General features: G+C 72.9%; 13 protein-coding genes. 8 read left to right on the top strand and 5 right to left on the bottom strand.

Annotated features, from left to right (window positions below; genetic code table 11):
• Positions 1-7 precede the first annotated feature (7 nt).
• On the bottom strand, positions 8-931 hold the full coding sequence (locus OG738_RS28665) for a LysR family transcriptional regulator (RefSeq protein WP_329045515.1): 924 nt from the start codon (positions 929-931) through the stop codon (positions 8-10).
• Between the two features lie 73 nt (positions 932-1004).
• Here OG738_RS28665 and OG738_RS28670 point away from each other — a divergent pair, with 73 nt between their 5' ends.
• Genes OG738_RS28670 through OG738_RS28680 form a run of 3 tightly spaced genes read left to right on the top strand, consistent with a single transcriptional unit; the run spans position 1005 to position 3416 of the window.
• On the top strand, positions 1005-1907 hold the full coding sequence (locus OG738_RS28670) for a DMT family transporter (protein ID WP_329045516.1): 903 nt from the start codon (positions 1005-1007) through the stop codon (positions 1905-1907).
• Between the two features lie 37 nt (positions 1908-1944).
• The gene (locus tag OG738_RS28675; RefSeq protein WP_329045517.1) at positions 1945-2841 is read left to right on the top strand and encodes an NAD(P)H-binding protein; all 897 of its coding nucleotides are present in this window, start codon (positions 1945-1947) and stop codon (positions 2839-2841) included.
• Positions 2838-3416 (top strand): CPBP family intramembrane glutamic endopeptidase, encoded by a 579-nt coding sequence (locus tag OG738_RS28680; RefSeq protein ID WP_329045518.1) that lies wholly within the window; start codon positions 2838-2840, stop codon positions 3414-3416. Before OG738_RS28675 ends, OG738_RS28680 begins: the two co-directional genes overlap by 4 nt.
• Here the strand turns inward: OG738_RS28680 and OG738_RS28685 are convergent.
• Positions 3413-4477, bottom strand: coding sequence for a serine hydrolase domain-containing protein (locus tag OG738_RS28685; protein WP_329045520.1), 1065 nt, complete (start codon positions 4475-4477; stop codon positions 3413-3415). The two genes, OG738_RS28680 and OG738_RS28685, sit on opposite strands and share 4 nt — an antisense overlap.
• Positions 4478-4632: 155 nt before the next feature.
• On the opposite strand from OG738_RS28685, the gene OG738_RS28690 reads away from it, so the two are divergent.
• A complete protein-coding gene (locus OG738_RS28690; RefSeq protein WP_329045521.1) occupies positions 4633-6420 on the top strand; it encodes a glycoside hydrolase family 76 protein in 1788 nt (595 codons plus the stop codon).
• Between the two features lie 46 nt (positions 6421-6466).
• Here OG738_RS28690 and OG738_RS28695 read toward each other — a convergent pair whose 3' ends face one another.
• Positions 6467-6943: a MarR family winged helix-turn-helix transcriptional regulator gene (locus tag OG738_RS28695; protein ID WP_329045522.1), complete on the bottom strand. Its 477-nt coding sequence runs from the start codon at positions 6941-6943 to the stop codon at positions 6467-6469.
• Between the two features lie 82 nt (positions 6944-7025).
• On the opposite strand from OG738_RS28695, the gene OG738_RS28700 reads away from it, so the two are divergent.
• Positions 7026-7667: an FMN-dependent NADH-azoreductase gene (locus tag OG738_RS28700; protein WP_329045524.1), complete on the top strand. Its 642-nt coding sequence runs from the start codon at positions 7026-7028 to the stop codon at positions 7665-7667.
• 18 nt (positions 7668-7685) lie between these two features.
• Here the strand turns inward: OG738_RS28700 and OG738_RS28705 are convergent, their stop codons facing one another.
• Entirely contained in the window at positions 7686-8405 is a 720-nt protein-coding gene (locus tag OG738_RS28705; protein ID WP_329045525.1) for a M24 family metallopeptidase, read from the bottom strand.
• Positions 8406-8509: 104 nt separating this feature from the next.
• On the opposite strand from OG738_RS28705, the gene OG738_RS28710 reads away from it, so the two are divergent.
• Positions 8510-9019: an ATP-binding protein gene (locus OG738_RS28710; RefSeq protein ID WP_329045527.1), complete on the top strand. Its 510-nt coding sequence runs from the start codon at positions 8510-8512 to the stop codon at positions 9017-9019.
• Between the two features lie 67 nt (positions 9020-9086).
• A complete protein-coding gene (locus tag OG738_RS28715; RefSeq protein WP_329045528.1) occupies positions 9087-9713 on the top strand; it encodes a response regulator in 627 nt (208 codons plus the stop codon).
• On the opposite strand, the gene OG738_RS28720 is transcribed toward OG738_RS28715, so the two are convergent.
• On the bottom strand, positions 9694-13086 hold the full coding sequence (locus OG738_RS28720; protein WP_329045530.1) for an indolepyruvate ferredoxin oxidoreductase family protein: 3393 nt from the start codon (positions 13084-13086) through the stop codon (positions 9694-9696). The genes OG738_RS28715 and OG738_RS28720 overlap by 20 nt on opposite strands.
• Before the next feature lie 159 nt (positions 13087-13245).
• Here OG738_RS28720 and OG738_RS28725 point away from each other — a divergent pair, with 159 nt between their 5' ends.
• Positions 13246-13692: an Lrp/AsnC family transcriptional regulator gene (locus OG738_RS28725; RefSeq protein ID WP_329045531.1), complete on the top strand. Its 447-nt coding sequence runs from the start codon at positions 13246-13248 to the stop codon at positions 13690-13692.

The raw sequence follows: 13692 nt of genomic DNA on the forward strand, positions 1-13692 counted from the left end.
TTCCGCTTCAGCCGAGGGGCCGCCCCGCGCTTTCGAACCGCGCGGAGGCGGCCCTGAGGGCGTCGAGGCACGCGCGCACCGCACCGCGATCCTCTTCGCCCGCCCGGCAGATCGCGTAGATGGTCCGGGTCAGCGCCGGGCGCGTCGCCAGGATCCGGACGCCCTCGGGTTGCTGCTCCCGGGCCAGGCGCGGCACCAGCGCGGCGCCGACGTTGCCCGCCACCAGCGCCAGCTGCGTCGGGTACGCGCCGACCGTGCAGCTGATCCGCGGCTCGAGGCGTTGCTTGCGCAGCACCTGCACCAGCCACTCGTAGCAGCCCGATCCGGCGCTCCAGCCGATCCACGGCAGATCGTCCACTTCGGACAGATCGACCGTCTTGCGGTGCGCGAGGCGGTGCCCGGCGGGCAGTGCGAGGTCGGCGACGTCGGAGAACAACGCGATCCGCGTCGTCGCGGGCGGGAGCACCGTCGGGCGGTCCGCCCAGCTCTCCAGCACCGCGACGTCGAGGTCGCCGGCCAGCACGCGGGGCATCGTCTGCTCCGCCTCGCCTTCGTGCAGGGTCACGGCCAGCCGCGGGTGCTGCGCCGCGAGCGTCGCCAGCGCGGGCGGCAGCAGCGCGTGCACCGTCGTCGGGATCGCGCCGACCCGCAGCGGCCCGATGACGTCCTCGCGCAGCAGGTCCAGGTCCGCTTTCGCCTCGGCCACCTGCGCCAGGATCCGCTCGGCGTGCCCGGCCAGCACCTGGCCCGCCTTGGTCAGCCGGACACCACGGCCGCGCGGCTCCAGCAGCCGCTGCCCGGCCTCCCGTTCCAGCTTCGCCAGCTGCTGCGACACCCCCGACGGCGTGACGTGCAGGGACGCAGCCGCCGCAGCGACCGAGCCCTGGGTGGCGACGGCGTGCAGCGCACGCATCCGCTCGAGTCCGAACACAGTAGCGATACTACCGGGTTTCCCGCAGAAACATTCGCTTGTCCTTGACAGTCGTGACCCGCACGCTGGAGGCGTGACCACGACCGAGCCCCGTTCCACGACCGCGCCGTTCACCGAGCGCTTCGACCCGCGCCTGCTGGCCGCGCTCGGCAGCTTCTGCATCTCCCTGTCGTCGGTCTTCATCAAGGTCTCGCACGCCAGCGGCAGCACGAGCGCGTTCTGGCGGTGCCTGCTGGCCCTGCCGGTGCTGCTCGCGCTCGCCGCCCGGGAACGGCGGAAGTCGGGGCCGGCGCCCCGCGTGCTCCTCCCGCTGCTGGCCGGCACCGGCCTCGGCCTGGACTTCGTGCTGTGGGGCGAGGCGATTCCGCGGATCGGCGCCGGCATCGCGACCGTGCTGCTCGCCGTCCAGGTGGTCATCGTGCCGCTGCTGGCGTTCGCGTTCTTCCGGGAGCGCCCGGCGAAGCGGTTCCTCTTCGCCGTGCCCGTGCTGCTCGGCGGCATCGTGCTCGCCGGTGGCTTCGCCGGGAGCGGCTCGTTCGGCCCGGACCCGGTCACCGGAGCCGTGTTCGCGATGCTTGCCGGTGCGGGGTACGCCGGTTACCTCTTCCTGATCCGGCTCAGCGGCGGCGCGGGCGCGCAGGCGCAGTCGCTGGTGCTGGCGACGGCCTCCGCGGGCGTCGTCGCCGTCGTGCTCGGTGTCCCGAGCGGCACGCTCGACCTGAGCCCGGGCCTGGAGACGTTCGGCTGGCTGGTCGCGCTCGCCGTCGTGGGTCAGCTGATCGGCTGGATCCTCATCTCCGCGGCACTGCCCCGGATGCCGGCCACCACCGGCGCGACGCTGATGTTGCTGCAGCCGGTCGGCGCGGTGCTGCTGGGCATCGGCCTGCTGGGAGAGACGCCGAGCGTGCTGCAGCTCGTCGGCTGCGCGGGCGTCGTCGCCGCGGTCTGCTTCGCCGGGCGGACCCGCCGCGGATGACCTGCGGGCCGGGGCCGTCCCGGCTACCGTCGGTGGAATGCGCGTACTGGTGGCCGGGGCTTCGGGGTTCGTCGGCAGCCGGTTGTGCCCGGCGCTGGCGGAAGCGGGGCACGAGGTCCTCGCGATGACCCGCCACCCCGCGAAGTACGACGGCGCCGGGACGCCCGTCCGCGGCGACGTCGCCGACGTCGGCTCCCTGCGTGACGCGCTCGAGGATGCCGAAGCCGCCTATTACCTGGTGCACTCGCTCGACAGCGCGGACTTCACGCGCCGCGACGCCGACGCGGCCCGCGCGTTCGCCCGGGCGGCGTCGGACGCGGGCGTGCGCCGGATCGTCTACCTCGGCGGCCTCGGGGACGACGACGACACGCTGTCGGAGCACCTGGCCAGCCGACGCGAGGTCGAGCGGCTGCTGGGGGAGACCGGGGTGCCGGTGACCGTGCTGCGCGCCGGGATCGTCATCGGGCACGGCGGGACGTCGTGGGAGCTGACCCGCCAGCTGGTGGAGCACCTGCCGGCGATGGTCACGCCGCGCTGGGTCGGCACGCGCACCCAGCCGATCGCCATCGCCGACGTCGTCCGGTACCTGGCCGGCGTCCTCGACCACCCGGAGGCGGAAGGCCGGACGTTCGAGATCGGCGGCCCGGAGGTACTGGCCTACCGGGACATGCTGCAGCGGGTCGCGGCGATCGAGGGGCGGCCGCTGGTGATCGTGCCGGTGCCGCTGCTTTCGCCCCGGCTGTCGTCGTACTGGCTTTCGCTGGTCACCGACATCGACGTCACCACCGGACGGGCGCTGATCGACTCGATGACGAACGAGGTCGTCGTGCGCGACGACGCGATCCGCCGGATCGTCGAGTTCGAGCCGATGGGCTACGACGAAGCCGTGCTGCAGGCGCTGGGCGAGCGGGCGAAGAGCAGGCGGTCCGCGTGAAGAAGGCGCTCCTCGCCGGGGTGACGGCCGCCGGGTCCGTGCTGCTCGGCGCGTCGCTGGCCAGCCCGCCGGGGTCGCGCCGGTTCCCGGTGCTCACGGCGTCGGTCGCGGCGACGTGGTTCGCCGGCGCCGGACCGGTGCCCCGGGGCCGCCGCGACGTCGTGCAGCCGGTCCTGGCCGGGGCCGGCGCGTTCGGCGTGTTCTACGGCTGCGCGCTGGTGGCCCGCCACGTCCCGCCGCTGCGGCGCGCGATCACCGGCGTGCTTTCCCACGCCCACCGCGGTTCGACGCCGTCGGTGGTGGCGACCGCGCTCGTGACGGGCGCGGCGGAGGAAGTCTTCTTCCGCGGCGCGCTGTACGACGCGTTCGGCGCCCGCCGGGCGACCGCGATGTACGTCCTTTCGACGACGGCGACCCGAAACCCGGCGCTGGTACTGGCATCGGCGGTGATGGGGACGCTCTTCACCGTGCAGCGCGGCCGGTCCGGCGGGGTGCAGGCACCCCTGCTGACGCACGTGGTGTGGTCGGCACTCATGTTGCGCTTCCTGCCGCGCCTGTTGCCGCCGGAACGCTAGGCCGTGATCGCTTCGTAGGCGGCCAGCACGACGCCCAGCCCGCGGCTGTATCCGTCGTCCCAGAGTGCCTGGTTCATCACGTACGACACGGCCAGGCGGTGGTCCGCGTCGGCCAGGACGATCGAGCCACCCCAGCCGCCCCACGTGCACGTCCGGTTCTCCACCCGGAAGCCCAGGCCGTAGCGCATCGGCGCGCCGAGGACGCGGTCTTCGCCGTGGAACTGCTCTTCGAAGACCCGTTCGGCCCCGGCCGGCGACAACAGCCGTACGCCGCCGGAAACTCCTTCGCACGCCAGCACCGACTGCACGGCGGCGACCGAGCGGGCGTTGCCGAAGCCGTTGATGGCCGGCACTTCCGCACGCCGCCAGGCCTCGGTGCGGGAATCCGAGACGCCGACGAGGAAGCCCGGCGGCTTGTCACCCTGCGGGTCGGCGATCAGCGGGGCGACGCGGTGGTCGTGCTCGGCGGCGAGCCCGATGTGGAAGTCCGCGCCCAGCGGGCCGGCCACCTCTTCGGCGAAGAACGTGCCGAGGCTGCGCCCGGTGACGCGGCGGACGACTTCGCCGACCAGGAACCCGAAGGTGACCGAGTGGTAGCCGCCGGCGGTACCGGGCTCCCACGCCGGAGCCTGCGCGGCCAGCCGTGCCGTCACGCCCGGCCAGTCGAAGAGGTCCTCGACCGTGATCGGGCCGTCGAAGTCCGGCAGGCCCGCGGTGTGCCCGAGCAGGTGCCGGACCCGCACGGATTCCTTGCCCGCGGCCGAGAACTCGGGCCAGTACCGCGCGACCGGCGCGTCGAGGTCGAGGTCGCCGCGGTCGGCCAGGACCAGTGCGCACAACGCGGTCATCGTCTTGGTGGTGGACCAGACGGTGGTGATGGTGTCGCGTTCCCACGGCACCGTGCGCGCGGTGTCGAGGTAGCCGCCCCACAGGTCGACCACCGGCTCGCCGTCCACGAACACGGCGACCGACGCACCCACGTCGTCGGTGGCGAGCGACGCCGCCAAGACGTCCTGCACTTCGCTGAACCGGTCTTCGCAGCTACCGCTGATGTCGGCCACGGCGGCCAGCCAACTCCGTCCGGCCGGGCCGCACCACTCATTTTCCGCGGTCGCGAATCTTTGTCCGGAACAAGCCAGAACCGGGGGAAATCCTTCAGAACCGCGGCCGGAGTTCCTATCCTGGAGCGCACCCCGGTGCGTGGAGAGGGATGTCGATGCGGACATTGCTCGTGCTGCTGCTCGTCCTCGGTTCCCTGGTTCCGACGTCCCTCCGGCCCGCCGCCGCGGCCACGGCGGTGTGCGTGACGTCGTGCGACACGCTCGATCCGTCGCGGGCCGCGCGGGAGAGCTTTCCCTTGCCCGACCTGGTGATCAACGGCCGCGTGGTGCGGCTGCACGCCTCCGACCCCGACGGCATGGCGTGGGCGAGCATCGACAACGGCGTCGCCGGCGACGCCGTCTGGCTCGACCGGTCCTGGGACGGCGGTGCCGGCTGGGAAGGCCTGCTGGGCAAGGCGAGCATCCCCGGCACGTGGACCGGCACCCGCACGCTCATGTACAACCTCACCGACCCGGCGAACCACCGCCGCGGGCTGGTCCGGGCGTGCGGGGACGCGCAGGGCGTCGCGTGCACCGCGTGGATCTACCCGGACGTCTGCGACGCGGCGTGCGACCGCACCGCGCCGGGCACCGGGGACAGCCAGCCGGTGGCCCCGACGACGCTCTTCGGCCGCACGATCCGGCTCCACTTCGACGGCCGGGGCCTGGCGTGGGCCGGGATCGAAGCCGGCGGTGCCGGCGACGAGATCTGGCTCGACCGCTCCTGGGACGCCGGCGCGAGCTGGCCGGACGGCTCCTCGCTGGGCCGCACGAGCGTCGCGCCGGGCGCGACCGGCACGCACACCACGGCGTTCGCGACGCGGGACCCGCGTGGCCGGCTCTACGGCGGCGCGGTCCGCGCGTGCGGCCGCGAAGCCACGCACGCGCAAGGAAGCTGCACGGCCTGGGCGCGTCCCGCGACGACCCGGGCCGCCGGCGCGCTCGACGCGCTCATGTGGTCCTACGAGCCGTACCCCGCGTGGTGGCCGTCGAGCTGGTGGAACTCGGCGGTCGCGGTGACGGCGGTGGCCGACGCGGGCGGGTTCGACGCCGCGCTGGCCCGCACCTTCGACGTCAACCGCGTCGCTTTCCCCGCCGGAGCAAGGAGTTCCGACGCGATCGATGGGGACTTCGTCAGCCGGGCCGTCGACGACAGCGCGTGGTGGGGCCTGGCCTGGATCGCCGTCTACGACCGCACGCACGACCCGCGCTACCTCACCGAGGCGACGACGATCGCCAACTACGTCACCGGGTTCTGGGACACCGGCAGCTGCGGCGGCGGGGTCTGGTGGAACCGCGAGCGGACGTACAAGAACGCCGTCACGGCGGGGTTGTACCTGCGACTGACCGCCTCGCTGCACCTGCGACTCTCGGGCGACACAGTCTGGAGCGGGCGGGCCCGGACCGCGGGCGACTGGTACCTGAACAGCGGGCTGATCAACTCCGCCGGCCTGGTGAACGACGGCCTGACGTCGTCGTGCGCCAACAACGGCCAGACCGTCTGGACGTACAACCAGGGCCTCGGCATCGGCGGCCTGCTGGAGCTGTGGCGCGGCAGCGGCGTCCAGTCCTATTTGGACGCGGCGAAGCGGCTCGCGGACGCGGCGATGGCGCGGCTCACCTCCGGCGGCGTGCTCGTCGAGTCCTGCGACACCGGCACGAGTTCCTGCGACGACAACCAGAAGCAGTTCAAGGGCGTCTTCCTGCGCTACTTCGGCGATCTCGCCACGGCGACCGGTTCGGCCACCTACCGCGCGTTCGCGCAGAAGCAGGCGGACACGCTGTGGGCGGCCGACCGCGACCCGCTGAACCGGATCGGCCAGCGCTGGACCGGGACGACGCCGAACGTGACCGACTGGCGGACCCAGGCGTCCGGGCTCGAAGCGGTCCTGGCGGCAGGGTAGGCCCGCAGCGCGGCGTGCCGCCCGCGACGTCGCCGCCGGCCGAGGGTCAGCAGGTCGGGGGCGCGGCCTCCGTGCAGGCTTCCACCTCGGTCTTGCTCGTCGCCTGGTGGAGCAGTTCGTAGAGCTGCTCGCGCTGGCCGCCGCTCAGCCCGCACAGCACCTCGTCCTCGACCGCGGCGAGCGCGAACTCGGCCCGGGCGAGCAGCTTCGCCCCGACGCCGGTGAGCTCCACGACGTGGCGCCGCCGGTCGACGGTCGAGCGGCGGCGTTCGATCAGGTTCTCGGTCTCGAGGTCGTTGAGCAGCCCGACGACGTTCGTGCCGTCCATCTGCAGTGTCTTCGCGAGGTCCTGCTGCGAGCTGCCGCCGAGGTCGCGCAGGACCGTCAGGGCGATCAGGTGGCGCGGGCGCAGGCCGAGCGGGGCCAGCACGGACTCGCTGCGCAGCCGCATCCGGCGCGAGAGGTGGTCGAGCAGCGCTCCGCACCGGTGCGGCGGCTGGTTGAGGACCGGCAGCGAGGTCATGCGCCCAGTATATGGGCACTCCAACGGTCGATGTGCTATTAATGGTTTGTCTTACATCAACGATCTATGGACGGCTAACGACATGGCGCATCTCCTCCACATCGACTCGAGCATCCAGGGCGAGCGCTCGGTGAGCCGCCGGCTCAGCGCGCGGGCCGCGGCCGCGTGGCGGGCCGCCCACCCGGACGGCACCGTCACCTACCGCGACCTGGGCGCGAACCCGCTCCCGCACCACGACGCGGCCGGCGGGCTGGCCGCCATGGTGCCGCCCGAGCAGCACACGCCGGAGCAGGCGCGGGTGTGGGCCCGGACCCAGGAGGTCATCGACGAGGTCCGGGCGGCCAACACGGTGCTACTGGGCCTGCCGGTCTACAACTACGCGGCGCCGAGCAGTGTCAAGACGTGGGTCGACCACCTGATCGCCCCCGGGCTCTCGGTCGACGCGGAAACGCGGGCCGGGCTGCTCGGCGGCCGCGAGTTCATCGTGCTGGCCTCGCGCGGCGGCGGCTACGGCGAAGGCACGCCCCGCGAGGGCTGGGACCACGCCGAACAGTGGCTCCCGCACGGCATCTCGACGATCGGCCTGGAGCCGCGGTTCATCACCGCGGAGCTGACGCTGGCGCACGTCAACCCGGCGATGGCGGAGCTCATCCCGCTGGCCGACGCGAGCCTCGCGACGGCCGAGAAGACCATCGACGACTTGTGGGTGCCGGCGCGCGTCTGATGGGCGGTGGGCCGGGCGTCACGAGTCCGCGGCGCTCGGCCCCAGCGTCAGCAGCTGCTCGAAGAACCCGCCGATGCCCCGTTCCCGGTCCACGAGGTGGACCTCGAGGATCCAGTGCGAGGTCCGGCCGCCCGAGTCCGGCCGCCGCATCGGGCCGTCGCTGCCTGGGGCGATGTACGAATCGATCTTGGCGCCGTCGATCGTCTCGTGCGGGAACCGGCCGACCAGGTGGCCCGCGATCTCGCCGCCGAACTCCCAGCCCGCTTCCCGCGCCAGCTCCACCATGTGCGCGTACAGCTCGGCGCCGGTGATGTCCGGCCGCGCGGCGAAGTACGCGCGCCCGGCGTCGAAGACCGGTGCCAGAGCCGAGCGCAGCCGGTGCTTCACCGGGTCGTCGCCGAGGACGAACGTGCGGCCGAAGTCCGCCTCCCAGTCCTCGAAGATCGGGCCGAAGTCGGCGAACACGATGTCGTCCTCGGCGAGCACCCGGTCCGGCGGGTTCTCGCGGTACGGGCGCAGCGTGTTGACGCCCGCGCGGACGATCCGCTTGTGCCAGTAGCGGCGGATCCCGAGCAGGTCACCGGCCAGGTCGCGGATCGCGTCGCTCGCCTCGGTCTCCCGGACACCCGGTGCCAGGATGCCGCGGTCGGCCACCGCCGCGAACAGCTCGACGGCCTTCTCCTGCGCGTCCAGCAACCGTTCGGCGCGCAGTTCCTCGTCTTCGACGACATCGCCCATGACCCCGACGGTAGCAACGTGGGTACAGCCGGTACCGTGCCGCCGGAGGCCGGGTGGCAAGATGCCGTGACCCGGACAGTCGACCTGGGCGAGGAAGGTCAGGTTTGAGCGCGCACACCTCCCAGATGGACGATATCCGGCTGGTCGCGCAACCGAGCGCGCTGCCGGTCACGGAACTGTTCGTCCGCCTGATTCTCACCGACTGGTCCCTGATGCCGATGCTGGACCAGGTGACCGCCACCGCGAAACGGCTGGTCGAGACCGTGATCGACGCCGGCGACCCGCGGTCACCGGCCTTCGTGACGCTGCGGCTGCGGCTGCGCGCCGAGGTGCTGGTGGTCGAGGTCGACGACGACGTGCCCGGCCTGCCGGAGCCGAAGGTCGCCGGGCCCGGCGAGCGGGTGGGCGTCACGCCCGGCCCCGGCGGCGCCCGCACGACCTGGTGCGAGCTGGAACTGCCCGGCGGGATCAACGCCAGGCAGGTGCGCCTGCCGCGGCGCCAGGACCGCCGCACGCTGGTCGACGAGCCGGTCTCGGGCGATCCGGTGGCCGCCGACCCCGAGGTGCTGGAGCGCCTGCTCACCCGGCTGAGCGGCTGGTCCGGCCAGAGCTGAACCGGTTCCGCGTCCCGATCCGTGCATCCAGGCAGGGAGAGGACGTGGAGGCGAGGAGGCAGCCGTCGTGCGGATCGTGATCGCGGAGGAAGACGCCCTGTTGCGCGAGGGACTGGTGCTGCTCCTGCGCAGTGAGGGCTTCGACGTCGCCGCCGCCGTCGACCACCCCGGTGACCTGCTGGCCGCCGTGGCCGCGGAGGCACCGGACCTGGCCGTCGTCGACGTCCGGATGCCGCCGACGTTCACCGACGAAGGCCTGCGGGCGGCCCTGGAAGCGCGTCGGCTCGCGCCCGGGCTGGCGATCCTCGCGCTCTCGGCGTTCATCGAGGACGGTTACGCGGGCGACCTCCTGGCCGCCGGGGGAGGCGGTGCCGGCTACCTGCTCAAGGAGCGCGTCGGGAAGCCGGAAGAGTTCCTCGACGCCCTGAAGCGCGTTGCCGCCGGGGGCACGGTGCTCGACCGCGACGTCGTCGCCGTCCAGCTCGCCCGGCCGCGACCCGGCGACCCCGTCGGCACGCTCACCGCCCGCGAACGCGAGGTCGTCGCACTACTGGCCGAAGGCCACTCGGTGCCGACGATCGGGCGGCTGCTCGGCATCGGCACCGCGGCCGCCCGGCAGCACGCCGGGGACGTCAGCGCGAAGCTGCGCGTCCCCGACGAGGCCCAGGCGATGCTCAGCTACCTGCGGGCGTGAGGACCTCGGCCTGCTTCGCGCGGTACCGGGCGACGTTCGCCAGCTTGACGTCCTCGTAGCCGCGCACCAGGTCCGGCAGCTCGGCCAGCGCCAGGATCCGCGCCCGGTCGGCGTCGGCCGCCTGGAAGGCCGTCAGCACCATCCCGCGGTAGTCCTCGATCAGCTCGCGCTCCACCCGCCGCACCTCGGCGCGGCCGAACGGGTCGAGCCGGGTGCCGCGCAGCCGCCGCAGCGCGTGCAGCAGCCGGAACGCCGGGCGGAACCACGGGCCGAGGCTGATCTTGCGCTTCATCCCCAGCGCGCGCAGGACCGGCGGGTGCAGGCGGTAGGCGTATCGCGTGCCTTCGCCGAACTGGTCTTCCAGACCCGCTGTGAACGCGGGGTCCAGCGAGAGCCGCGCGACCTCGTACTCGTCCTTGTACGCCATCAGCTTGTACAGGTGCTTCGCGACCGCTTCGGTGATGTCCGTCGGCCCGTCCTCGAGCACCCGCACCTGCTCGACGTACTCCGCGTACGCCCGCGCGTACCGCTCGTCCTGGTAGGCGACCAGATCCGGGACCCGGACGTCGAGCAGGCGCGCCAGCTCCGAACCGGGCTCCGCGTGCACCAGCTCGCGCACGGCGGGCTGCGCGACGGGACGCGCGGTAACCGATGGCGACGTGAGCGCGCCGGGGTCGGCGACCAGCTGACGGCCGCGGCGGAAGGCCTGGAGGTTCGCGGCCACCGCCGTGCCGTTGAGCTCGATCGCGCGCTCGATCACCGCGGCGGGCAGCCCGATCGCGCCGGTCTGGAAGGCCGCGCCGAGCTGCAGGACGTTCGCGAACTGGTCGTCGTCGAACAGCTCCTCGGCCAGGCCGCGCGCGTCGAGGGACACCGTGCGTTTCGTCGCCGCTTCCAGCGGTGCCAGGACGCTGCCGGGGTCCGGGAAGGACACCGTCGTGTCGACGACCATCCGGCCGGTCGGCACTTCGGTGGTCGAGACGACGGCGGTGGTGCGTGCCGCGTCGGCCACGCCGAGGTTCGCCGCGTCCGCTCCGACGAGCGCGTCGCACGCCAGGTAGAGGTCGCATTCGCCGGTGGCCAGCTTCGGGGCCTGCTCGACCGGTTCCGCCGTCACCTTCAGGTCGGACACGACCGCGCCGCCCTTCTGCGCCAGCCCGGTCTGGTCGAGCGTGCGGACGTGCCGCCCGTCGAGGACCGCGGCGGTGGCGAGGATCTGGGTCACGGTGACCACGCCGGTGCCGCCGATCCCGGTGATCCGCACGGTGAAGTCCGTGGCGGACGCCGGAGGCGCGGGGACGGCGTCGGTGGCCAGCTCGCCGAGCTTGCGCCGCTGCTTCTTCCCGGTCGGCACGACGGTGACGAACGACGGGCAGTCGCCGGCCAGGCAGGAGTAGTCGACGTTGCACGACGACTGGTGGATCGCGGTCTTGCGGCCGAACTCGGTGGCCACCGGCTGCACCGACAGGCAGTTCGACTTGGTGCCGCAGTCGCCGCAGCCCTCGCAGACCCGCTCGTTGATCACCACGCGCGTCGCGGGTGCGACCTGCTTGCCGCGGCGGCGTTTCCGCCGCTTCTCGGCCGCGCACTCCTGCTCGTGGATGAGCACGGTGACGCCCTTGACGCCGGCCAGTTCTTCTTGTGTGCGAAGGAGTTCCGTGCGGTCGCGGACCTCGACGCCGGCGGGCAGCTTGCGGCGGCGCAGCCGCGCGGGCGCGTCGCTGGTGATCACGACCCGCTTCGCGCCCTCGACGAGCAGCAGCTCGGCGACCTTCTCCACCGGCAGCCCGCCGACCGCGTCCTGGCCGCCGGTCATCGCCACGGCGGAGTTGTAGAGCAGCTTGTAGGTGATGTTCACGCCCGCCGCGACCGCCGCGCGCACGGCGAGGCTGCCGGAGTGGGTGAACGTGCCGTCGCCGATGTTCTGGACGAAGTGCTCGGCCTCGACGAACGGCGCCATGCCGATCCACTGCGTGCCCTCGCCGCCCATCTGCGTCACACCGAGGACGGTGCCGACCTGGTCGGGCTCCATGAACAGCGCCATCGTGTGACAGCCGATGCCGCCGCCGACCAGCGTGCCCTCGGGGACCTTCGTCGACGAGTTGTGCGGGCAGCCCGAGCAGAAGTACGGCGTCCGGGCGAGCAGCGGCACCGAGATGCGCTCGCGGCGACGGCGTCCCCGGTAGGCGTCGACCGACGGGATGCCTTCGGGAAGCCGTCGCGCCAGGCCGGCCGCGATGCCGTCCGGGTCCAGTTCGCCCAGCTCGGTGAACAGCGTCCGGCTGTCGGCGTCCTTCTTGCCGGTGATCGCGGGCGCGCCGGGAACGCCGTAGAGGACCTCTTTGAGGGCCGTCTCGAGGAACGCGCGCTTCTCCTCGACGACCACGATCTCGTCGAGGCCGTCGGCGAACTCGCGGACGATCCCGGGTTCGAGGGGGTGGATCGCGCCGAGCTTGAGCACGCGGATGCCGTGCTGCCGCAGGGCTTGCGCGTCCAGCCCGAGCGCGCGCAACGCCTGCTGGAGGTCCAGGGAGGACTTGCCGGCGGAGACGATGCCGATCCGGTCGGCCGGGCCGCGCGCGGTGATCCGGTTGACCCCGCTCGCGCGCAGGTAGTCGAGCACGAGCGGCAGCCGGACGGTGAAGAGGCTGCGTTCGAGCTCGGCGAGGCTGGTGCCGAGCAAGCGCGACGTCGGCGTGTGGCGGTAGGCATTGGCGATTTCCGGGGCTGTCCACTGTGGACTGACGGTCGCGGTGCCCGAGGCGTCGGCGACGTTGGCGACGACCTTCAGCGACGTCCAGACCCCGGCGGCCCGGGACAGCTCGACGGCGTGCATGCCGAGGTCGAGGACGTCCTGGGAGTCGGCCGGGTAGAAGATCGGGATCGCGAGGTCGGCGAGGGCGAGCTCGGAGGCGCAGGGGACGGTCGAGGACTTCGCGTTCGGGTCGTCGCCGACCAGCGCGACGGCGCCGCCGCGCGGGTCGGTGCCGGCCAGGTTGGCGTGCCGGAGGGCGTCGGTGGCGCGGTCCAGGCCGGGAGCCTTGCCGTACCAGAAACCGGTGACGCCGCGCCGCCCGCCGGCGCCCGCGACGAGCTGGCTGCCCATCACCGAGGTCGCGGCCAGCTCCTCGTTGAGGCCCGGCCGGTGCACGACGTCGTGCTTCTCCAGCAGCTTCGCGCGGCGGCCCAGTTCGAGGTCGTAACCGGCCAGCGGCGAGCCCTCGTAACCCGAGACGAACACGGCGGGGTCGCCGCCGCGGGCGCGGTCGTGGCGGACGCGGTCGAACAGCAGCCGGACCAGGGCCTGCACCCCGCTCAGGTGCACGGTCCCGGCTTCCCGCAGGTAGCGGTCCTCCAGCGTGAACGTCTCCACGGCGCGGGCCTCCTTCGCGTCGGTTGTGCTTCGGAGCACACTGCGGCGCTGGTCACCCTTCACGCAACGGCCGGGGCCGGATCGAGGTGTTACACGCAAAGTTCAGCGTATCCAGCGACGGGGTGGTCCCGATTTTTGCGTCCGTTTACGCTCGGCCGCATGACCGAAGACCTGCTCGACGCGACCGACCACGAGATCCTCGGCCTGCTGCGCGAGGACGCCCGCCGGACGCTGTCCGACATCGCCGGCCGGGTCACGCTGTCGACGGCCGCGGTCAAGCGCCGCATCGACCGGCTCCGGGAGACCGGCGTGATCACCGGGTTCACCGTGCAGGTCGACCACGCGAAGCTCGGGTGGGGGATCGAGGCGTTCACCGAGCTGAGGTTCGTCGGGAACACCAAGGTCGCGGAGATCCTGCGCACCACCACGCGGATGCCGGAGGCACAGGCGGTGTTCACGATCGCGGGCGACCCGGACGCGCTGGTGTGGCTGCGGGTGCGCGACATGGCCCACCTGCAGAAGACGATCGACGAGATCCGCCGCCACCACCAGGTGACCGGCACGAAGACGCTGATCGCGCTCGAGTCGTGGTCGCGGGGGAGCTGA

Source organism: Amycolatopsis sp. NBC_01488, from assembly GCF_036227105.1.
GTDB lineage: Bacteria > Actinomycetota > Actinomycetes > Mycobacteriales > Pseudonocardiaceae > Amycolatopsis.